Raw genomic sequence first — 20956 nt, 5'->3', positions numbered from 1 at the left:
CCACCGCCGACACCATCCGGAAACGACACCCCCTCCGCCTCCGCATCGGACACATACCACTCCGGCACCGACGGCACCTCCGACGACCAATCAACGCCCCCACCAACAGCATTCACCGAAACCGCCCCCATCGACTCGTCCCCCACGACTATGAGCCACACCATAGCCGCACCCACCGACAAGATGTAGAACACCAGTTCGAGTGACCGTAACCAGCAGCGCCACAATCGGTTACGGATTCAACTGTCGGAACACTGCCCATGCGTTTCGGACGCCCCCAGAAAACACGAACGGCGGCAACCACCGAAGTGGTTGCCGCCGTTCGCAGAAGAGCTTGATCAGAAGTTGATCATGTGTCCCGCGAGACCGTGGATCGCTTCCTGCAGAGCCTCCGACAACGTCGGGTGCGTGTGGACGTTGCGCGCCAACTCGTTGACCGTCAGGTCCCACTTCTGCGCCAACGTGAGCTCGGGCAGCAACTCGGAGACATCGGGACCGATGAGGTGTCCGCCGATCAGCTCGCCGTACTGGTTGTCCGAGATCAGCTTGACGAAGCCGGTGGCGTCACCGAGTCCGTGTGCCTTGCCGTTCGCGGCGAACGGGAAGTTCGCGACCTTGATGTCACGACCCTCGGCGCGAGCCTGTTCCTCGGTCAGACCGAAGCTGGCGACCTGCGGCTGGCAGAACGTCGCGCGCGGCATCATGCGGTAATCGTCGATCGGCAGCGTCTCGGCTCCACCGATCGTCTCCGCTGCGACGACGCCCTGCGCCTCCGCGACATGCGCGAGCTGCAGCTTGGCCGTCACGTCGCCGATGGCGTAGATGTGCGGCACGTTGGTCTGCATGGTCGAGGTGATGCCGATGGCACCGCGGTCGGTCAACGCGACGCCGGTGTTCTCGAGACCGTAACCCTCCACGCGCGGCGCGAAGCCGACGGACTGCATGACCTTGTCGACGGTGACGGTCTCGACGTCACCGGACTTGTTGTTCTTGATCGACACGGTCACCTTGGAGCCGTCGTCGTCGATCGATTGCACGGCAGCGCCGGTCATCACCTTCACGCCGAGCTTCTTGTACTGCTTCTCGATTTCCTTCGAGACGTCGGCGTCCTCGTTGGGGAGCGCGCGATCGAGAAACTCGACGATGGTGACGTCGACTCCGTAGTTCTTCAGGACGTAGCCGAACTCCATGCCGATGGCGCCCGCACCGACGATGAGGATCGATCCGGGCAGGTCCCGGGTCATGATCTGCTCTTCGTAGGTGACGACGTTCTTGCTCAGCTCGGTGCCGGGCAGCAGCTTGGTGGTGCTACCGGTGGCGATGATCGCGTTGTCGAACGTGACCGTCTCCGTGCCGCCCTTGCTGAGCTCGACCTCGATCGTGTTGGCGTCGGTGAACTTACCGAGGCCGTCGTACTCGGGGATCTTGTTCTTCTTCATCAAGAAGTGGATGCCCTTGACGCGTCCCTCGGCCACCTTGCGGCTGCGGTCGAATGCGGCACCGAAGTCGAAGCTCGCCTCTCCCGAGATACCGAAGAGCTTGGCCTCTTTGGTGAAGAGGTGCGCCAGCTCGGCGTTACGGAGAAGAGCCTTCGACGGGATGCAGCCGACGTTCAGGCACACACCACCCCAGTACTTCTTCTCGATGATGGCGGTGCTCAGGCCCAGTTGTGCCGCGCGGATAGCAGCGACGTACCCACCGGGGCCGGCTCCGAGGACAACGACGTCATAGTGTGAGGTCACGAGTCCCCAGGGTAGTCCCGTCGCGTATCACTGTCTCGAGATGGTCCCGTTACTCACGGGTAGCCCCCACGACCTCATACCGACATTCCACCTTTGACGATCAACACCACCGACACCGTACCGAGCACCACGGAGATGATCGTCGAACTGTGCTTGACAAGCCATTCCCGCCAGGACCGTTGCATCGCTTCGGCTTTCGCGCCTGCCATCGCGAGCACGACCAGCGGTGCGACGACTCCGAGCGTCGCGACCAGCACCCAGAGGACGGCGGCACCGACCGCTTCGGGTCCGTGCAGTTCGAGCAGCGTCAACTCCGCGACCGCGACGGTCACCAACGCGTAGTTCGGCACCCACAATCCGAGCAGGAACGCCGCGACGACGCCGACGCGGTCGAGCCCGCTGAGCCATTTCGGTGTCGTCGGTTCGTGTCGTCGCCGACGAATCCAGAGCACGAGTACGAACAGCGCAAGCAGGAACCCGACGACCAGTTCGATCCACGCCACGAGATGTCCGGTGGACTTCGCTCGCGGACCGGGAGGCAGCAACGTCGCGGCGAGAATCATGACGACGGCCAGGGCGAGAACGTATCCGGCCGCATACGCGGCGACTTTCACCGGGCCGCGATCAGTGGCCGCGAGGAGGAACGCGGGCACGAGGGACCACGGCCACACCATGACGACCAGACCCACGAGTGCGAACGTCAGCGCATGGCCCGTCATCTTCGGAGACAGTACTCGCGCAGGTAGAAATGACGCATGAGCAACACCGAAGACCCGTACCTGTGGCTAGAGAAGGTCACCGACGACGCGGCCCTGGACTGGGTGCGCACCCGCAACGCGGCAACCACCGAGTTCATGAAGAGCGACGAGTTCGACGCCATCGAGGCGCGCGTTCGCGAAGTCCTCGACACCGACGCCCGCATTCCGTACGCGCGTCGCCGCGGCGATTATCTCTACAACTTCTGGCGCGACGCGACCCACGTGCGCGGGCTGTGGCGTCGGACCACGATGGAGGAGTACCGCAAGGACTCCCCCGAATGGGACGTCCTGCTCGACCTCGATGCCGTCGCCGACGCCGAAGGCGAGAACTGGGTCTGGAGCGGCGCACAGGTTCTGCGCCCGGACCAGAAGATCGCGCTGGTGACACTGTCCCGCGGCGGCGCCGACGCGACCGTCGTGCGCGAATTCGACCTGGAGACAAGGACTTTCCGCAACGCGAACGACGGCGGCTTCTACGTCGCCGAAGCGAAGACCGACATCGGTTACATCGATTCCGACGCCGTCTACATCGGTACCGATTTCGGCGACGGCTCGCTCACCGACTCCGGCTACCCGCGGATCGCGAAGCGGTGGCAGCGCGGCACCGAACTGTCCGAGGCGACGACCGTGTTCGAGGGCAAGCCGTCGGACATCTCGATCTCCGCATGGCACGACCGGACTCCCGGATTCGAACGCGACTTCGTCCAGCGCGCCACCGACTTCTACAACGCCGAGCTCTACGTGCTGAAGAGCGACGAACTCGTCCTCGTCGACGTGCCGACGGACGCGACGGCGTCGATCCACAAGGATTGGCTGCTCGTGCGCACGATGACGGACTGGACCGTCGGCGACACGACGTACTCGGCGGGCGCACTGCTCGCCACGAACTTCGACGCGTTCGTGCGCGGTGAGCGTGATCTGACGGTCCTGTTCGCGCCGGACGAGCACCGCTCGCTGCATCAGTGGGCGTGGACCGAGAATCACCTGCTGGTCGTCACGCTCGTCGACGTCACCACCGAGGTACGGGTCTACACGCCGGGCGACGACGGCTGGAGCGACCGACCGATGACCGGTCTGCCCGAGCTGACGTCGATCGAGATCGTCGGCACGGATTCGGAGGAGAACGGCGACGAGTTCTTCCTGTCGTCGAGCGGTTATCTCACGCCCGCGACGCTGCTGTACGGCACGGTCGGGGGAGAAATCGAGGCGCTGAAGCAGGCGCCGTCCTTCTTCGACACGACCGGTTTGACCGTCGCCCAGCATTTCGCGACGTCCGACGACGGCACGAAAATCCCGTACTTCGTCGTACGCCGCGACAATGCAGAGCCAGGACCTACCCTGCTCTACGGCTACGGCGGCTTCGAGATCTCGATGACGCCGTCGTACAGCGGCGCGACAGGCCTCGCATGGCTGGAACGAGGCGGCACGTACGTCGTCGCCAACATCCGCGGTGGCGGTGAGTACGGCCCCGAGTGGCACACCCAGGTGCTGCGCGCCGGTCGGCACAAGGTCCACGAGGACTTCGCGGCTGTCGCCCGGGATCTCGTCGAACGTGGCATCACGACGCATCGGCAGCTCGGCGCCCAGGGCGGCAGCAACGGCGGTCTGCTGATGGGCATCATGCTGACGAAGTACCCCGAGCTGTTCGGAGCCATCGTCTGCCAGGTGCCGCTACTGGACATGAAGCGCTACCACCTGCTGCTGGCCGGAGCCTCGTGGGTGGCCGAGTACGGCAACCCCGACGATCCCGACGAGTGGGCATTCATCTCCGAATACTCGCCCTACCAGAACGTCGTCGGACCCGAGGACAAGAAATACCCGCCGATCCTGATCGCGACGTCGACGCGGGACGACCGGGTCCATCCCGGCCACGCCCGCAAGATGGCCGCACGCCTCGAGGAGCTGGGCCAGGACGTTCGCTACTTCGAGAACATCGAGGGCGGCCACGGCGGTGCCGCAGACAACGCTCAGATGGCGTTCAAGACGACGCTCGCGTTTCAGTTCCTGTGGACGACCCTCAACGCTTGAACCACTCGACCACCTCGGCGACGACCGAGCCCGGCTGACGGATCCATTCGATATGACCACGCGGTGACTCCAGATGCCGTGTGGTGATATCGGCGCGCGGAAACTTCTGCAGCAGGTTGTCCATGGAACTGCGGGGGGCCATGTCGTCGCCGGCCAGCGTGACGGCGAGGATCGGCAGCTTCAGCCTGCCGATCCTCTCCTCGTAGTCGATGTCGGCGCCCGACGGCTCGATCCTGCCGGTGCGTGCGAACCGCGACCAGTCGTCGATCAACACCTTCGACTGACGGCCGAAGCCGCCGATGTCGATACGATCCCCTGGCCAGAAGCCCGCGATGCTGCTGGTCAGCGACATGGCCGCCGCACCGACGAACAGCGAAGCACCTCGCGCGACGCCGAAACCGCGGTGGTACGGCGATCCCGACGCCACCAGGATCAAGCCGCCGAGACGGCCACGGATGCGCGACGCGTACAGCGACGCGAGTTGCCCGCCCATGCTGTGGCCGAGCGCGTACGGCGTCGCGTCGGGAAATCGCTCCCGGACCACTTCGAACACCGCGGGGAAGTCGACCGAGACGAGTTCCTGATAGCCGTACCTGCTGGCGCTGCTGGGCTTGGGCCTACTGTCACCCTGGCCACGTAGATCGGCGAGCGCGACGTGCATGCCCTCGTCCGCCAGCCGCTCGGCGAACAGCTGGTAGTAGCCGGCCGGGATGCCGAGACCCGGCAGCACGACGACGACGGGAACATCCCACTTGGGAGGGACAGCGGACTCGAACAGTCTTACCGGGACGACGTCGCCGCCGGGCATCTGAATCGGAACGGTCTCCACGACCGCCAAGACTAAGGCCTACACGAACGAACGTCGGCCGGGGCCAACCTGTGCGGTTGGCCCCGGCCGACGTAGGAGGCTTGAAGCAGACGTTGACTCAGCCCGCTGGCGTCTCGGGTGCTTCTGCGCTGCCGGAGAACAGCAATGCGAGCAGGGCGAGCAGGCCGGAGGTGTCGAGTTCGCTGGACATGAAATGAGCTCCTTCTATTCGAGGGTTCTATTCCGATGGAGTGACGATCACGAAACAATCACTGCCACTTACGTTTCTATCAAGCGAATCGAAACTCCGCCAGGGGCTCGGCGATAAAAGTCCAAAAGCAGCAAAGCGTCGACCAAACCAGAAAACAGCTTTTACAAAAGCGAACGAGGCGCCGCGACTCGAGTGAGTCGCGGCGCCTCGTTCGAACCTGGCCGGAGCCCTATCAGGCAGCGCTGCCCGAGGTCAGAGCACCGACGATCTGGTCGACGATTGCGTCGACGATTCCGTCGTAGACGCCGGAAACGATGTCACCAAGGAAGGTTGCTGCGGAACCCATGAATTACTCCTCCAGTTGAACTGCTCGGCCGCCACGTCACGACCCGCCTCCTTCTTACCTCATATGCATCGACGAGGTAACAGCGGGACCATGAAATCGGGAAATAAACCTGATTTGCCGACATTTCGACGACGGAGTCGCGGCGACCGGTTAGGAGAGGATCATTCTCCGATCACGTCACGCGCACGTCCGACCAACAACGGGTCTGTTTCCCCGACGACTTCCTGATCCTTGTTTGCGTAATCGAACTTGTTCAGAACGAAGCGCATCGCGTTGAGCCGGGCGCGCTTCTTGTCGTTGCTCTTCACGATGGTCCAGGGCGCGACGTCGGTATCGGTGGCACGGAAGTTCTCCTCCTTCGCCGCCGTGTAGGCATCCCACTTGTCCAGCGAGGCCAGGTCCATCGGCGACAGCTTCCACTGCCGGACCGGGTCGACCTGACGGATGGCGAAGCGCGTGCGCTGCTCGAGCTGGGACACCGAGAACCAGAACTTGGTGAGGCTGATCCCGTCGTCGACGAGCATTTGTTCGAAGAGCGGCGCCTGCCGAACGAATCGCGCGTGCTGGTCTTCGTCGCAGAATCCCATCACACGCTCGACGCCTGCACGGTTGTACCAGGAGCGGTCGAACATGACTATCTCGCCGGCAGCGGGGAGGTGCTGAATGTAGCGCTGGAAGTACCACTCCGTTGACTCGCGCGCCGACGGCTTCTCCAACGCGACGACGCGTGCGCCGCGCGGGTTCATGTGTTCCATGAAGCGCTTGATCGTGCCGCCTTTGCCTGCGGCGTCGCGGCCTTCGAACACGATGACGTGGCGTCGGCCGGTCTCCTTGGTCCACATCTGGAGCTTGAGCAGTTCGATCTGAAGCAACCGCTTCTGCATTTCGTACTCGGCGCGGGACATGCGCTCGTCGTAGGGATAACCCTCGCGCCAGGTGTCGACGACTCGCCCGTCGGGGACCGTCAGCAGGATGGGATCGTCGTCGTCGCTGTCGTCGACGACGAAACCGGAAGTATCCGTGAGGTCGACGGCTGCGTCGAGGTTGCCGACCGAGCTGAAATCGTGAGTCATGGGCCGAAAGCTAGCCCCCGGCGGCAACAAGATGGTGACAAGAAGGTGAACTCGGTCGTGCGCCCTCTGCGGTTTCGTCGGTCACGCAGAAGGCGCACGGAGAGCAATTACGAGCTGGATCCGGCGCTTCCGGTTCCGTCTCCGAGGAGGCCGCTGAGGATAGCGCCCAGGCCTGCGCCTGCAGCAGCGTCGTCGCCCGTGCCGCCGAGAAGTCCGCCGAGCACTGCGCCGAGGAGAGTTCCGAGCATGAGAAGAGTCCTTTCGAGGGTGATGAGCAGTCGAACGAGCACACACTATCCGGCGAAACCCGCTGCGTCCTAGCTGGTTTCAGAAAAAGGCCGTACGGTTGTTTCGGGCCGGATTCCATGCTTACGGTCGGTGAAGACTTCGGGGTCGAGATGGGGGAAATTCCCGATGTGCCGGGAGGTCTCCGCCGAGCAGACTCTTTCTCATGACATACACCAACGCCCCGAAAGAGTTCGTCCGCTCCGATTCGCAGAAGATGGTCGCCGGTGTCTGCGGCGGCGTCGCCGAGTACTTCGGCATCGACGTCAACCTCGTTCGCGTCCTGACGGTGATCGGCGCCTTCGTGTCCTTCGGCACCGTCGCCCTCGTCTACCTCGCGGCCTGGATGCTCATGCCCGAGCGATCCTGAGGTGCAGGCGGGCGTACTGCTGGGCGCCCCGGGATGGATGCCGTTAACCTACCGATCATCATGATTCAGCCAGCAGTGACGATTCGCGCCTTCGGGCCGATCCGTGCGGACGTCGACGGGCGGCCCGTCTCGTTGGGCAGCCGCGGCCAGCGCACCGTGCTCACGCGCCTCGTACTGGCGCGTCGACGCGTCGTCAGCACGGACCTGTTGATCGAGGATCTGTGGGCGGGCGATCCGCCGCCGAGGGCGCTCGGTGCGCTGCAGGTGCACGTCTCGAATCTGCGGCGCGTGCTCGAACCGAACCGTCCACCGCGCTCGCCCGCGACCGTGCTGATCAGCGCGCCTCCGGGATACGCGCTGACCCTGCCCGACGAGGCCGTCGACGTCTGGCAGTTCGAGCATCTCGTCGACCGGACCGACCGCTACACCGACGCGTTGGCTCTGTGGACCGACGGCCCGTACCGGGAGGTTTCCGACGCCGCATGGGCCGCGTCGGAAGTCACCCGGCTCGAGCATCTCCGTCGCACCGCGGTCGAACGCCGAGCCGCCGACATGATCGCCCGCGGCAACCACGCTGCCGTCGTCAGCGATCTCGAATCCGTGATCGCCCTCGCGCCCGACCGCGAGGAATCCGTCCGACTCCTCGCCCTCGCGCTCTACCGCGGCGGCAGGCAATCCGACGCGCTCGCCGTGCTCCGGCGTTCCCGCGACTATCTGGCCGACGAGTTCGGAATCGATCCCGACCCGACACTTCGCACCCTGGAATCGGACATCCTGGCGCACAGCGTGGACGAGGTGCAGGTCGAGGAGGTTCACGCCGTCGTCGCGCCGGTCGTTCCCGCTGAACGCTCGACCGCGCAGGCCGATCCGGAGGTCGCCAACGGTCGACCGGACGATCTCGCGGCGCTCGTCGCGGCAGCAGACACGGCGGCCGCGTCGGGACTCGGGATCGCGTGGATCGGCGGCGAGGCAGGCGAGGGCAAGAGCACGTTGGCGTCGATGCTGAGTGCCGAACTGCGGCAACGACAGTGGAACATCGGGTGGGGTCGCTGCCCCGAGGTCGACGGCGCCCCTCCCGGGTGGGCGTGGAGCGAGGTCCTGCAGTCGCTCGCGAACGTCGCGGGCATGGACGACGACGTCCGCGACAAGCTGGCCCCGATCCTTCCACGATCATCGGAAATCGATACAGCACAACCATTCTGGCTCGGCAAATGGGTTGCGGACTACCTCTGCCGGCTCGCCGAGTCGTCGCCCATCCTCGTGGTCCTCGACGACGTCCACCGCGGCGACGCGTTGACGCTCTCGGTGCTGCGGCAACTCGCGACGGACGCGCGCGGGGCGCACATTCTGGTCGTCGCAACGTTCCGATCGTCGGAGATCACCGAGGATCTCACGTCCGCGTGGGCGACGCTGCTCGACGTGCCGAGCACACGACTCGAACTCGCGGGCCTGCCGCCGGATCGAATGGCCGCCGTCGCAGCTGATTTCGGTCTTGTCGATCCGAGTCCGGACACACTGGCACTGCTCGTGACGCGCACCGAAGGCAACCCGCTGTTCCTGCGCGAGCTCGTCCGCCTCATCGTGTCAGAAGGCGCGTCTGCCGCGCGCGAAGCCATCCCGACCGGTATCGGAGAAGTACTGCGCCGCAGACTTTCCCGACTTCCCGAGCACACGGTCACCACCCTGCGACGGCTGTCCGTCCTCGGCCGCGAATCCGACCTCGACACTCTGCTCGAGATGACCAAGGCCGACGAAGACCAACTGCTCGACGATCTCGAACCCGCGGTGCTTGCAGGCTTGTTGACCGAACGAGCTGCCGACCGACTGCAGTTCACCCACGCGCTCGTCCGCGACACGCTGTACCTCGACCTGCCCAAGTTGCGACGCAGGCGACTGCACGCGCAGGCGTATGCGGTGCTGCGCGATCGCGCGCCCGAGGACCTCGCACTCCTCGCGCATCACGCCGCACTCGGCGCGACCTCGACGACGGCCATCGAGTCGACGCACGTCATCGCCGCCGCCGCGCACCGAGCGGAATCTCTGTCGTCGCACAAAGATGCTCTCGCCCTGTGGAATTCCGCACTCGAGACGCTCGATCTCGACCCGATGGCACCGGCCACCGAACGACTCGCCCTGCTGATCAGGGTCGTCGCATCGCTCGCACGGGCGGCGAACACCCGGGAAGCACGGGTGCGTCGGCAGGAGGCGATCGACATCGCGTGGGCACTCGACGACCGTCGCGCGCTGCTCGATGCCGTGACGTCGTGGCGCGCACCCGTCATCTGGCACATCCGCGAAGGCATCGCCGACGAGGGAATTCTGCGCCACGTGAACGCGCTTCTCGCCGATCCCGATGTGGGAGAAGCCGATCGGACTCGTCTCCTGGTCACGTCGGTGTTCGAGATCGAGGGTCTCGACTCCGCGACCGCAAGCAAACAGGCCGTCGACGCGGTCGCACTGGCCGAGCGGCTGGGGGACCCCGAACTGCTATGCCTGGCCTTGAATGCGTTCGGCTACATTGCATTCGGACCCGATCACGACGACGAACGCGTCGCACGTGCCGAGCAGCTGCTCGCCGTCGCCACCGACATCGGCTCGGCCGAATACCAAGCGCTCGCCCACTTCCAGCTGTTCCTCGCGTGCAACGCCGTCGTCGATCTCGAAGGGGCCCGCTCGCACGTGCGTGACGCCATCCAACTCGCCAGTGGTGCTGCCCTGACGCAGTTGCTCGGCGTGTTGACGATCTTCGGTGGCCTCGTCGATGTGCTCGCCGGTCGATACGGAGTCGCCGCCGCCCGCTACGAAGCCGTCGCCGATTACATGGACGAGCAGGGCACGTCGCACGGATTCGAGATCCGCTACATCGGACGCCTGGCGACCGCCATCGCGACCGACTCGTACGACGGCATCCTCGACGACTTCCCGACGCTCGACGGCGACCTCCCCGTCCGCATTCACAACCCGTGGGTGCTGGCGCTGGCACGCAGCGGCAACATGAGCCGTGCACGGGAGATCTGGGCTCGAACCGAGCCGTACCAGCGGGACTACTACTGGCGCGGGATGACGGCCGTGCGAGCGCTCGCTGCCGCCGCCCTGGGCGACACCGACGTGTGCCGCGAGTGCTACGACGAATTGCTGCCGTTCGCAGGCACCTTCGCGGGCGTCGACAGCGGGTCCCTGTACTGCGGTGCCGTCGACTCGGCACTCGCCGCCACCGCCGACGTTCTGGGAATGCACGACGCGGCCGCCGACCATCGCGTCGCCGCCGAGCGTCTTTTTGCGTCGACGAAGGATCTACTGGCCGATCCTCAGTGGATGGACGCTCGCTGATCGCTGTTCATCCGAACGGGTGAATTTGCGCTCTTCCGCTGATCCAGCCCTGCATCGACCCCGATGATCGACTCGGTCCAAGAGTTCTCCAAGTCGACTGCAATCCCCCGGTGGTCAGCTGTGCTCACACCACACCAGCCCAGAGAAGGACGAGCGAACACGATGACCACCACCGAATCCAACGCCGTACCCACCGAACTGAACCTCGCGACCCGCGGCCTCGTGCTGGAGCCCGGCTCGGCCGACTACGTCGTCGAGGTATCCGGCTTCAACGTCGCCGTCGATCACCAACCGGCCGCGGTCCTCGTCGCAGCCGATGCCGACGACGTCGCCGCAGCAGTGCGCGTCGCCGCGCGGGCCGGGATGAAGATCGCGGTCAAGTGCACGGGCCACAGCGCCGTTGCCGCCGGTCCGGACACGATTCTGATCAGCACCCGCGCACTGGAGACGCTGACGATCGACCATCACGGGCGAACCGCAACGATCGGCGCGGGCGTCGTCTGGCAGAAGGTTCTCGACGCGGCCGCGCCCTACGGCCTCGCCGGACTCGCCGGCTCCTCGACGACCGTCGGCGCCGTCGGATACACCCTCGGAGGCGGACTCAGCCCGATCGCTCGGACGTACGGTTTCGCCGCAGATCACGTCCGCAGCATCGAGGTCGTCACCGCCGACGGAGTCGTGCGCCGAGCGGACGAGCACCAGAACGCCGACCTGTTCTGGGCGTTGCGCGGCGGGGGTGCCGCGTTCGGCATCGTGACCGAGATCGTCGTCGACCTGTTCCCGATTCAGACCGTCCTCGGCGGCGGGATCTTCTTCGACATCGCCGACGCGCGTGCCGTCGTCCAGGCGTGGCGGTCGTGGGTTCCGACGCTCCCCGATTCCGTGACGACGTCGGTCGCCGTGCTGCATCTGCCACCCGTCCCGGAACTGCCGGAACCGTTGCGCGGCCGGACCGTCCTGCATCTGCGGTATGCGCACGTCAGCTCGACCGAGGACGGGTACGCCCTGCTGGCCCCGATACGAGGCGTCGCTCAGCCGGTCATGGACACCGTCGGCGAGATCCCCTTCGCTGCGATCGCCGCCGTGCACATGGACCCGACCGATCCGATGCCCGCGATGGAACGCGGGCTGCTGCTGACCGAACTCACCGACGACGCGGCCGACGTCTTCCTCGGCGCAGCCGAACTACCGCTCGCCGTTGCCGAACTGCGTGCGATGGGCGGTGCGCTGGGTCGTCGGCCGGCGAGTGCGAACGCCGTCGCCGGACGCGACGCCGCGTTCAACCTGTTCGCCGTCGGTGTCCTCGTCCCGCCGATCGCCGACGCCGTCCCCGCCGCTCTCGACGGGTTCGTCGATCGGTTCGAGCCGTGGACCTGCGGCGCATTCGTCAACATGGCAGGTGCAGCCACCGGCGTCCCGGCCGACCGGGTGCGCAGCGCATGGTCCGCCGACACCCGGGACCGTCTGGAGTCGATCCGAGCCGAGGTCGATCCGCAGGGAGTCTTCTCGGCGGCCTCGCGCTGGTAGTGCGGCTACGCCGCCCGTGCGCGGAACGTTGGCCCAGGGTGCAACTTTCCGCGCACGGGTGCGTCAGCGCACCAGCCACCCACACGGCGACGCCAGGTCATCCGCACTGTCGGGGCCCATCGTCCCGGGAGCGTAGTTCTCGACGCTCGGCGGGTTGTCCAGCAGCGGTGCCGCGACCTTCCAGACCTGCGCGAGACCGTCGGGACGGGTGAACAACGACCGGTCGCCGTTCAACACGTCCAGAATCAGACGGGAGTACGGCGACAGTGGTTCCGCGTCGGGAACGCATTTGAGCGGCAACGACAGATGCCCGACCGACAGGTCGAAGTCCGGGCCCGGTTCCTTCACCGTCATCGACATGTCGATCGCTCCGTTGCCGGACAGGTCGAACGACAGGACGGTGCCGTCGTCGGGGATCCCGGTCAGCGGGCTGTTCGGGGGCTTACGGAACACCAGCGACACACGTTGTGCACTGACACCCAACATCTTTCCGGTGCGGAGCAGGAACGGCACGCCGCGCCAGCGATCGGTGTCGACCCACAGCTTGGCCGCGACGAACGTGTCGACGGTGGAATCGTCCGCGACGCCCTCGACGTCGCGATAGCCGTCGTACTGGCCGAGGACGACCTCCGAGGTGTCGATCGGCCGGAACGACCCGATCACGCTCTCGCGCGCCGATTGAAGATCCTCGGCACTCATCGACGCGGGCGGCTCTATCGCGACCTCCGCTGCGACCTGGAACAGATGCGTCACCAGCATGTCCAGCACGGCGCCGGTCTCGTCGTAGAACTCGGCGCGATCGTCGATGTTCAGCGTCTCGGGGACGTCGATCTGCACCTGCTCGACATGCCGGGAATTCCAGATGCCGTCGACCATGCCGTTCGCGAACCGCAGAACGTGCAGATTCTGCGTCGCTTCCTTACCGAGGAAGTGGTCGATCCGGTAGACCTGCTTCTCGTCGAGCACGCCGTGGACGACCTTGTCGAGCTCCTCGAAATTCTTCTGCGACGTCCCGAACGGCTTCTCGTAGACGACGCGCGCGCCCTCGGCCAGGCCGTGCGCGCCGAGCGCCTTCGTGTAGTCCTCGAACGTGGTCGGGGGCAGGGCGATGTAATGCACCAGCTGGGCGTCGTCGCCGACGTCCTTGCGGGCGGCCTCGATCACGTCGGGCAGCGCGCCCGGATCGTCGACGGTGAATCCTTTGCCTGCGAACCGAATTCGTTCGGAGAACGCATCCCAGTGATCGGTGCCGGACCCGAACTCGTCCAACGCGTCGTGCACGTGGTCGCGGAACTCCTCGTCGGACGTGTCGTGCCGGCCGTTGCCGATCAGCACCCATTTCTCGGGAAGCAGGCCCCCGGCATGCAGCTCGTAGAACGACGGCAGCACCATCCGCTTGGCAAGGTCACCGGTCGCACCGAACAGGACGAAGATCGTGGGTTGCACAGACGCCATGTGGTCCATCATGCACCCGTCGGCGAAAACGTGGTTACAGTCGGGCCGATGGAAAGATCACGGTTTCACGGGGAAATCTACGGGGTAGGTACCGAATCCGGTGTGCGGATCGTCGTCGGCCACTGGACGGATTCGCCACTGGGAGAGTTCACGGACATCATGGTCGAGTTTCCCGACGGCCGCAGACTTCTCCTGGCACCGTCGGACGCCGTGCGCGAATTCGTCACGTCCACCTACACGTTCGACGACACACTCATCACGCCGGTGACGTTCGGACCGGAGATCACGGCCGGGCCCTTGACGCTGCGCGTGGTTGTCGGTGGCGTCACGCCCCTCGGACGATTGTTGCGCGTGATCCCGTCGACGGTGTCGACGGCACCGTGGTTCTGCGCCCTGACCGACCCGATCGCCCGCGTCGTTCTGCGTGGTGTGCGTACCCGCGGCAGCGCAGGCAACGGTCGACGCGAGTACTACGGTGCCCGCGATCAACACCGCATCACCGCGGCATCCGCGTCGTGGGACGGAGAGGACCTGGGCGCACTGACGCCCGTCGATCCTCCCGTCACCTTCGGCTTCGGCAGCACACCCACCTCGCCGTCCGTCACCACCATCACGACGACGATCGACTCCTAGGCGAGTTCCACCCCTGCCGCGGCCAATTCCTCCAAAGAGGCCTTCGAGGACTGGGCGGCCACCCCCGCCACGTACTCGGTCAGCACGCGCACCGACAGCCCCGCCTCGATCGCGTCGAGCGCCGACGCCCGCACGCAGTAGTCCGTCGCGATGCCCACGACGTCGATGTCGGAGACCTCGTTCTGCTTCAGAATGTCCGTCAGCGACGTACCGTTCTCGGCCACACCCTCGAACGCGGAATACGACGGCTTCCCCTGCCCCTTGAACACGTGAAAGTCCACCGACCCCGTGGACAGATCGGGGTGGTACTCGGCGCCTTCCGTACCCGCGACACAGTGCACCGGCCAAGTCGTCGTGAAGTTCGGGGCCTCGTCCGTCGCGAAGTGTCCCCCGTTGTCGCTGTCGGCGTCGTGCCAGTCGCGCGAAGCCACGATGACGTCGTACTCGTCGCCTTCCCGGGCGAGGAGCGTGCTCACCTTTCGGGCGACGTGCGCACCGCCGTCGACACCGAGCGCGCCGCCCTCGGTGAAATCGTTCTGAACGTCGACGATCAACAAAGCTCGAGTCATGGTGTCCAGTATCCCCGCGGACGGAGAGGGGTGCATGGTGCTCCCCAACTCCACGAAATCCGCGGGATCCCGCATATTTCCTGGAATCAGGGAGCGTTATACCCGGGTAGCGATCTGCGCCGCCAGCAGTACCCGCGCCTGACCGGCCCGGAGCACCGGCGAGAACACGGCACCCGCGTCGACGAGGTCTGCCCCGCCTCCCCCGCCGCCGTAGCTCGGCTCGATCTCGCCGACGGGCACGCGCGTGGTCACGACGACCGGAACACCCTCGGCCGTACAGGCTTTCACCGCCGCGACCACATCCGCATTCGTGTTCCCCGAGCCGAGTGCCTGCAGCACGATGCCCTGGGTGCCCGCGGCGCGGTACGCGTCGATCGCCACCGCGTCGACACCCGGGTAGAGCGCGACGATGTCGACGCGGACGCCGGCAATCGCACTGCGCGGCAGCACGGTTCGGGGTTCGGCCGAACTGGCGAACGCGTCGAGCTCGGACGTGTGGCACTTCCACAACCCCCGCGCAGGCAGCGTGCGTCCGCCGAACACCACGAGAACCCCACGGCCTCGGTTCGCCGAATCCGTCACAGCACGCACAGCTGCATCGACATTCGCCGGCCCGTCGGGGTCGGAATGATCGGATGTACGCTGAGCCCCGGTGAACACGACCGGGCGAGGGTCGTCGTGGAACAGATCAACGAGAAGCGAGCTCTCCTCCATGGTGTCCGTGCCGTGCAGAACGACGACGCCGTCGCACTCCGTGTCCTCCAGCGCCTCGGCAACCGCGTCGACGATGCGGTCCATGTCCGCGAAGTCGAAACTCGAGCTGTCCTTGGACATCAGGTCGACGACCTTCACCTCGGCGGCGAGGTCGAACCGCGCTGCGCCGGGGCGGCTGACGCCGTTCTCGTCACGGCTGCTGGCGATCGTGCCACCCGTGGTCAGGAGGGCGATGTAAGACAAGCGGTCATACCTCTCGATCTTCTGCAAGTGTGCGAATCCGATTGCGGCACAGGAACCAGCCGGCAACGAGAAGAGGTGCGATGAACAGGATGGACGCGATGGTCCACGTGCCCACCGGCTTGTCGAACGCCATCAGAATCAGCACGGCGAGCAGGAAGCCCAGTGTTGCGATGCCCGTGTAGGGCGCACCGAACATGCGGAACTTCGGCCGCTCCAGAGTCCCGCGGCGCGCGAGCCACCACAGTTTCAGCTGGCACATGACGATGACACCCCACGCGCTGATGATACCGAGAGCAGCCAAGTTCAAGACGATCTCGAACGCCTGCGCAGGCACGGCCGCGTTCAGTCCGACGCCGGCGAGCGCGACGAGTGCCGTCAACGCGATGCCGCCGTACGGCACACCTGCCTTGTTCATTCGTGCGGCGAACTTCGGCGCCGACCCGGCGACCGCCATCGAATGCAGAATGCGGCCCGTCGAATACAGTCCGGCGTTCAGCGAGGACAGCGCCGCCGTGAGGACGACGAGGTTCATGATCGCGTCGGCACCCTGCACGTCGATCGCACCGAAGAACGTGACGAAGGGACTCTCCCCCGCGTGATATGCGGTGTAGGGCAACAGAAGCGACAGCAACAGAACCGATCCGACGTAGAACACGAGAATGCGCACGATGACCGTGTTGATGGCCTTCGGGATGACCTTCTCCGGCTCGGCCGTCTCACCTGCTGCGGTTCCGACCAATTCGATCGACGCGTACGCGAACACGACACCCTGGATGACGACGATCGCAGGAAGCAACCCGTTGGGAATCAATCCACCGTTGTCGGTGATGACGCTCAGGCCGGGTGACTGCCCGTCGATCGGCGTTCCGAACAGCACGTAGTACACACCGACGGCCAAGAACGTCACCAGGGCAATGACTTTGACCAGTGCGAACCAGAATTCGAGCTCACCGAACACCTTGACCGACACCAGGTTCAAGCCGAGCACGAGCACCAGCCCGATCAGCGCGAACACCCACTGGTCGACGTGTCCGAGCGGTGCCCAGTACTTCTTGAAGAAGTTCATGTACAGCGCGACGGCGGTGACGTCGACGACCGCTGTCATCGCCCAGTTCATCCAGTACAGCCAGCCGGCCGCGAATGCCATCTTCTCACCGAAGAATTCGCGTGCGTACGACACGAAGCTGCCCGACGACGGCCTGTGCATGACGAGTTCGCCGAGCGCCCGCAGGATCAGGAACGCGAAGAATCCACACAGGGCGTACACGAGGACCAGCGCGGGGCCTGCATCGTGCAGGCGTCCACCGGCGCCCATGAACAGACCGGTGCCGATGGCGCCACCGATCGCGATCATCTGAATCTGGCGTGGTGCCAGCGACTTTCGATAACCGAGTTCTTCCTCGACTATCGGTCTCGTGTTGTCGACGGTCATGGGTCCTACCTTGTCGAGGTTGCTGGGGCGTCGGCGTGCTCGGTCGGCACGACGCGGAGGTTGGCGAGATGTTCGGGGCTGAGCAGACGATCGAGTTCGTCGCGGGCGAGCAGTTTCTTCTCGAGAACGAGGTCGACGACATTGCGCCCGGTCAGCAGAGCTTCCTTGGCGATTGCCGTCGACTCGACGTACCCGAGGTACGGGCTGAGTGCGGTCACGAGTCCGATGGAGTTCTCGACGCGGTCACGCAGCAGGTCGGCGTTGGCGGTGATGCCGTCGACGCATCGCGTGGCGACGGTGCGGCACGCCGCACCGAGGTGGGCCATGCCCTCCGACAACGACTTCACGATGATCGGCTCGAATGCGTTGAGCTGCAACTGTCCTGCCTCGGCGGCCATCGTGATGGTGACGTCGTGTCCGATCACCTCGTAGGCGACCTGGTTGAGGACCTCCGGGATCACCGGGTTCACCTTGCCGGGCATGATCGACGAACCGGCTTGCATCGCAGGAAGATTGATCTCGTTGAGCCCGGCGCGCGGACCCGACGACAGCAGACGCAGGTCGTTGCAGATCTTCGACAGCTTCACCGCGACGCGCTTCAGCACGCCGGACAGGTGCACGAACTGGCCGACGTCCTGCGTCGCCTCGATCAGATCGGTCGCGGTGACGAGCGGAAGCCCGGTCTTGCGTCGCAGATGCTCGCAGGCCGACGTCGTATATCCGACGGGCGCGTTCAGCCCGGTTCCGATGGCCGTCGCACCGAGGTTGATCTCGCCGACGAGCAGCGCGGCTTCCTCCAGCCGCGAGCAGTCCTCGTCGATCATGATCGCGTAGGTGCCGAACTCCTGGCCGAGCGTCATCGGTACCGCGTCCTGCAGCTGCGTACGTCCCATCTTCACGACGGTGGCGAACTCGACGGCCTTGCGCTGGAACGCGTCGCGCAGGAATTTCAGCGACCCGATCAGTTCGTGGACCGCGTAGATGGTCGCGATGTTGACGGCCGTCGGATAGACGTCGTTGGTGGACTGACTGGCGTTGACGTGCTCGTTCGGGTGCAGATGGGAGTAGTCGCCGCGGACATACCCGAGGATCTCGAGCGCTCGGTTGGCGATCACCTCGTTGGCGTTCATGTTGGTCGACGTGCCTGCGCCGCCCTGGATGACGTCGACGACGAACTGCTCGTGGAGCTTCCCGTCGAGAATCTCCTGGCACGCCTGACGGATGGCATTGGCGCGAGTGGCGTCGAGGATGCCGAGTTCTTCGTTGGCCGCCGCCGCTGCCCATTTGACGGCAGCGAGACCCCGGATGAGGTGGCCGTTCGTGTTGATGGCGCGCCCGGTGATCGCGAAGTTCTCCAGCGCTCGCAGGGTGTGGATGCCCCAGTAGCTCTCGTCGGGTATCTCGCGCTCGCCGAGAAGGTCCTTCTCGACACGGGTGACCGCCACTGCATGCTCCTTGGTTTGTCCGGCTGTCCGGCTGTCTGACAGGTTAGAGTGTGAACCAAGCCACGCAACGCGTCAACCCAGGTTCTATGGTCATTCCGGAGGCTCCACTCCCGCCGTTTGACTCCCGATCAGCGAGAAGGGGACTATTCAGACATGAGCCTGTCGGACAGCTGGGCGGTCAGTCAGCCGACCGCAACGAGGATGAGCGCCGCCGAAGCAGTGTTCGCAGATCTGCGCGACGCCATCGTGTCGGGCCAACTCGAGATCGGCGACAAACTCCCCGCCGAATCCGCACTGGCCGCGCGCCACGGCGTCAGCCGGTCGGTCATCCGTGAGGCGCTGCGATCCTGCACCGCACTCGGATTGACCGAAACCAAAACGGGCAGAGGCACTTTCGTCGTACGCGACCGTGTCACCGGAGACCTCGACATCGGCAACTACGAAGCACGGGAACTCATGGAGGCTCGGCCGCACGTCGAGATTCCGTCCGCGGGCTGGGCCGCCGAAAGGCGTACCGACGAGGACCTGCAGATCCTCACCGACCTGACCGACCGCATGCGGCGCGAGGACAACCACCAGGCCTGGGTCTCGCTAGACGGCCAATTTCACACCGCCATCGCCCGCGCAGGGAAGAACCGCGTCTTCGAGGCCATCATCGTCGACATCCGCGGCGCGCTGACCCGGCAGTCCGAGACTCTCAACCTCGTTGCCCGACGGCGGGAGATGTCCAACATCGAGCACGACGCCATCGTCGCCGGCATCCGTTCCGGCAACTACCAGGAGGCAGCCGACGCCATGGCCGCGCATCTCGACGCCGTTCGGGGAGCGGTCCAATCGCTGGGCTCCTAGGTCTCAGTCTTCGGGTTCCGACAGCCCCTCCCGCTCGTCACGCTCCGCCCATTCGATCAACGGGTCGAGCGAGAAGACCGCGTCGTCGATGCCCGCGTGCAGATCCCCGAGCTTCTCGAAGCGCTTCGGAACCGTGAAGATCGTGAACTCGCGCGGATCGACGTCGGGAATCTCGTCCCACTCGATCGGCGTCGACACCGTCGCCTGCTGATTGCCCCGAACCGAGTACGCGCTGGCGATCGTGTGATCGCGTGCGTTCTGGTTGTAGTCCACGAAAAGCTTTGCGGGGTCACGATCCTTACGCCACCACACCGTCGTCACGTCGTCGGCAGCCCGACGCTCGACTTCCCGCGCGAAAGCCAGTGCGGCCCTGCGCACATCCTTGAATCCGTAGTCCGGCCGAATGCGTACGTAGATGTGAAGCCCATGTCCGCCAGAGGTTTTCGGCCATCCGACGGCGCCGATCTCGTCCAGCACCTCGTGCACGACGCCGGCGACTCGTCGAACCCGGTCGAACGGGCAGTCCGGCATGGGATCGAGGTCGATGCGCCACTCGTCGGGGCTCTCGACGTCGGCTCGACGGCTGTTCCACGGGTGGAACTCGACGGTCGACATCTGAACCGCCCACGCGACGTGCGCTAGTTCGGTGACGCACAGTTCGTCGGCGGTTCGGTTGTAGCGAGGGAACTTCACGCGCACGGTCTCGAGCCACGGCGGCGCACCGTTCGGCACCCGCTTCTGGTGCACCTTGTCCCCGGCGAGTCCCTTCGGGAAGCGGTGCATCATGCACGGCCGCTCTCGGAGTGCGCGGACGATTCCGTCGCCGACGCTCAGGTAGTACTCGACCAGATCGAGCTTCGTCGCCCCGCTCTCCGGGAAGTACACCCGGTCGGGGTTCGAGACGCGGACAGTCCGCTCGCCCACCTCGAGTTCGATAGCGTCCGATGCCATACCGCGAGCCTAGGTGCGTTCGGCCGAGTTTCGCGCACCTTCCAGCGCACGCGCAGGTTGCAACCCGCGCACTTGCTGCAACCTGCGCGCGCAGCACCCCCGGTCGAGCACCCACACCAACCGCGCACCTTCCAGCCCACGCGCACGTTGCAACCCGCGCACTTGCTGCAACCTGCGCGCGGCGCTC

Annotated in this window: 18 protein-coding genes; 6 read left to right on the top strand and 12 right to left on the bottom strand. The window is 65.5% G+C overall.

The features are described from left to right. The 3 genes from A3K89_RS26150 to A3K89_RS04205 all read right to left on the bottom strand — a co-directional run. A partial coding sequence (locus A3K89_RS26150; RefSeq protein ID WP_217266249.1) for a hypothetical protein occupies window positions 1–194 on the bottom strand: 194 nt, incomplete at its 3' end. A gap of 144 nt (window positions 195–338) precedes the next feature. Then, the gene (gene lpdA / locus A3K89_RS04210) at window positions 339–1742 is read right to left on the bottom strand and encodes a dihydrolipoyl dehydrogenase (RefSeq protein ID WP_068422197.1); all 1404 of its coding nucleotides are present in this window, start codon (window positions 1740–1742) and stop codon (window positions 339–341) included. 74 nt (window positions 1743–1816) lie between these two features. Further along, a complete protein-coding gene (locus A3K89_RS04205) occupies window positions 1817–2461 on the bottom strand; it encodes a GAP family protein (RefSeq protein ID WP_068422194.1) in 645 nt (214 codons plus the stop codon). Window positions 2462–2497: 36 nt separating this feature from the next. On the opposite strand from A3K89_RS04205, the gene A3K89_RS04200 reads away from it, so the two are divergent. After that, window positions 2498–4528, top strand: a complete 2031-nt coding sequence (locus A3K89_RS04200) for a prolyl oligopeptidase family serine peptidase (RefSeq protein ID WP_068422191.1) — start codon at window positions 2498–2500, stop codon at window positions 4526–4528. On the opposite strand, the gene A3K89_RS04195 is transcribed toward A3K89_RS04200, so the two are convergent. The 3 genes from A3K89_RS04195 to A3K89_RS04185 form a co-directional block, all read right to left on the bottom strand. After that, complete coding sequence (locus tag A3K89_RS04195; RefSeq protein ID WP_068422314.1) at window positions 4518–5357, bottom strand: alpha/beta hydrolase family protein; 840 nt, start codon at window positions 5355–5357, stop codon at window positions 4518–4520. The genes A3K89_RS04200 and A3K89_RS04195 overlap by 11 nt on opposite strands. A gap of 697 nt (window positions 5358–6054) precedes the next feature. Then, window positions 6055–6966 carry a polyphosphate kinase 2 gene (gene ppk2 / locus A3K89_RS04190; RefSeq protein ID WP_068422188.1) on the bottom strand — a complete coding sequence of 304 codons (912 nt, stop codon included), beginning with the start codon at window positions 6964–6966 and terminating at the stop codon, window positions 6055–6057. A gap of 107 nt (window positions 6967–7073) precedes the next feature. Beyond that, window positions 7074–7214 carry a hypothetical protein gene (locus A3K89_RS04185; RefSeq protein WP_157105213.1) on the bottom strand — a complete coding sequence of 47 codons (141 nt, stop codon included), beginning with the start codon at window positions 7212–7214 and terminating at the stop codon, window positions 7074–7076. A gap of 203 nt (window positions 7215–7417) precedes the next feature. Here A3K89_RS04185 and A3K89_RS04180 point away from each other — a divergent pair, with 203 nt between their 5' ends. From A3K89_RS04180 to A3K89_RS04170, 3 genes are all read left to right on the top strand, one after another. Next, window positions 7418–7621, top strand: a complete 204-nt coding sequence (locus A3K89_RS04180; protein ID WP_068422182.1) for a PspC domain-containing protein — start codon at window positions 7418–7420, stop codon at window positions 7619–7621. Between the two features lie 60 nt (window positions 7622–7681). After that, entirely contained in the window at window positions 7682–10951 is a 3270-nt protein-coding gene (locus A3K89_RS04175) for a BTAD domain-containing putative transcriptional regulator (RefSeq protein WP_068422180.1), read from the top strand. Window positions 10952–11113: 162 nt separating this feature from the next. Next, window positions 11114–12478, top strand: coding sequence for an FAD-binding oxidoreductase (locus A3K89_RS04170; RefSeq protein WP_068422311.1), 1365 nt, complete (start codon window positions 11114–11116; stop codon window positions 12476–12478). Between the two features lie 63 nt (window positions 12479–12541). On the opposite strand, the gene A3K89_RS04165 is transcribed toward A3K89_RS04170, so the two are convergent. Further along, a complete protein-coding gene (locus A3K89_RS04165; protein WP_371828784.1) occupies window positions 12542–13933 on the bottom strand; it encodes a glucose-6-phosphate dehydrogenase in 1392 nt (463 codons plus the stop codon). Between the two features lie 48 nt (window positions 13934–13981). Between A3K89_RS04165 and A3K89_RS04160 the strand changes: the two genes are divergently transcribed. After that, window positions 13982–14566, top strand: a complete 585-nt coding sequence (locus tag A3K89_RS04160) for a hypothetical protein (protein ID WP_068422308.1) — start codon at window positions 13982–13984, stop codon at window positions 14564–14566. Here the strand turns inward: A3K89_RS04160 and A3K89_RS04155 are convergent. The 4 genes from A3K89_RS04155 to aspA all read right to left on the bottom strand — a co-directional run bounded on the left by A3K89_RS04155 (window position 14563) and on the right by aspA (window position 18969). Next, window positions 14563–15135 carry an isochorismatase family protein gene (locus A3K89_RS04155; RefSeq protein WP_068422305.1) on the bottom strand — a complete coding sequence of 191 codons (573 nt, stop codon included), beginning with the start codon at window positions 15133–15135 and terminating at the stop codon, window positions 14563–14565. The two genes, A3K89_RS04160 and A3K89_RS04155, sit on opposite strands and share 4 nt — an antisense overlap. Window positions 15136–15231: 96 nt before the next feature. Next, window positions 15232–16092 (bottom strand): asparaginase, encoded by an 861-nt coding sequence (locus A3K89_RS04150; protein WP_084423562.1) that lies wholly within the window; start codon window positions 16090–16092, stop codon window positions 15232–15234. Window positions 16093–16096: 4 nt separating this feature from the next. Further along, window positions 16097–17524 (bottom strand): amino acid permease, encoded by a 1428-nt coding sequence (locus A3K89_RS04145; RefSeq protein WP_068422174.1) that lies wholly within the window; start codon window positions 17522–17524, stop codon window positions 16097–16099. A gap of 5 nt (window positions 17525–17529) precedes the next feature. Further along, a complete protein-coding gene (gene aspA, locus A3K89_RS04140) occupies window positions 17530–18969 on the bottom strand; it encodes an aspartate ammonia-lyase (protein WP_068422171.1) in 1440 nt (479 codons plus the stop codon). A 153-nt stretch (window positions 18970–19122) separates the two neighbouring features. Between aspA and A3K89_RS04135 the strand changes: the two genes are divergently transcribed. Further along, window positions 19123–19818: a FadR/GntR family transcriptional regulator gene (locus tag A3K89_RS04135; RefSeq protein ID WP_068422168.1), complete on the top strand. Its 696-nt coding sequence runs from the start codon at window positions 19123–19125 to the stop codon at window positions 19816–19818. A gap of 3 nt (window positions 19819–19821) precedes the next feature. Here A3K89_RS04135 and ligD read toward each other — a convergent pair whose 3' ends face one another. Beyond that, a complete protein-coding gene (ligD, locus tag A3K89_RS04130; protein WP_068422165.1) occupies window positions 19822–20769 on the bottom strand; it encodes a non-homologous end-joining DNA ligase in 948 nt (315 codons plus the stop codon). Between the last annotated feature and the right edge of the window lie 187 nt (window positions 20770–20956).

Source organism: Rhodococcoides kyotonense, assembly GCF_001645385.1.
Taxonomy (GTDB): Bacteria; Actinomycetota; Actinomycetes; order Mycobacteriales; family Mycobacteriaceae; genus Rhodococcoides; species Rhodococcoides kyotonensis_B.
This window is presented reverse-complemented; position numbering and strand designations above follow the sequence as displayed.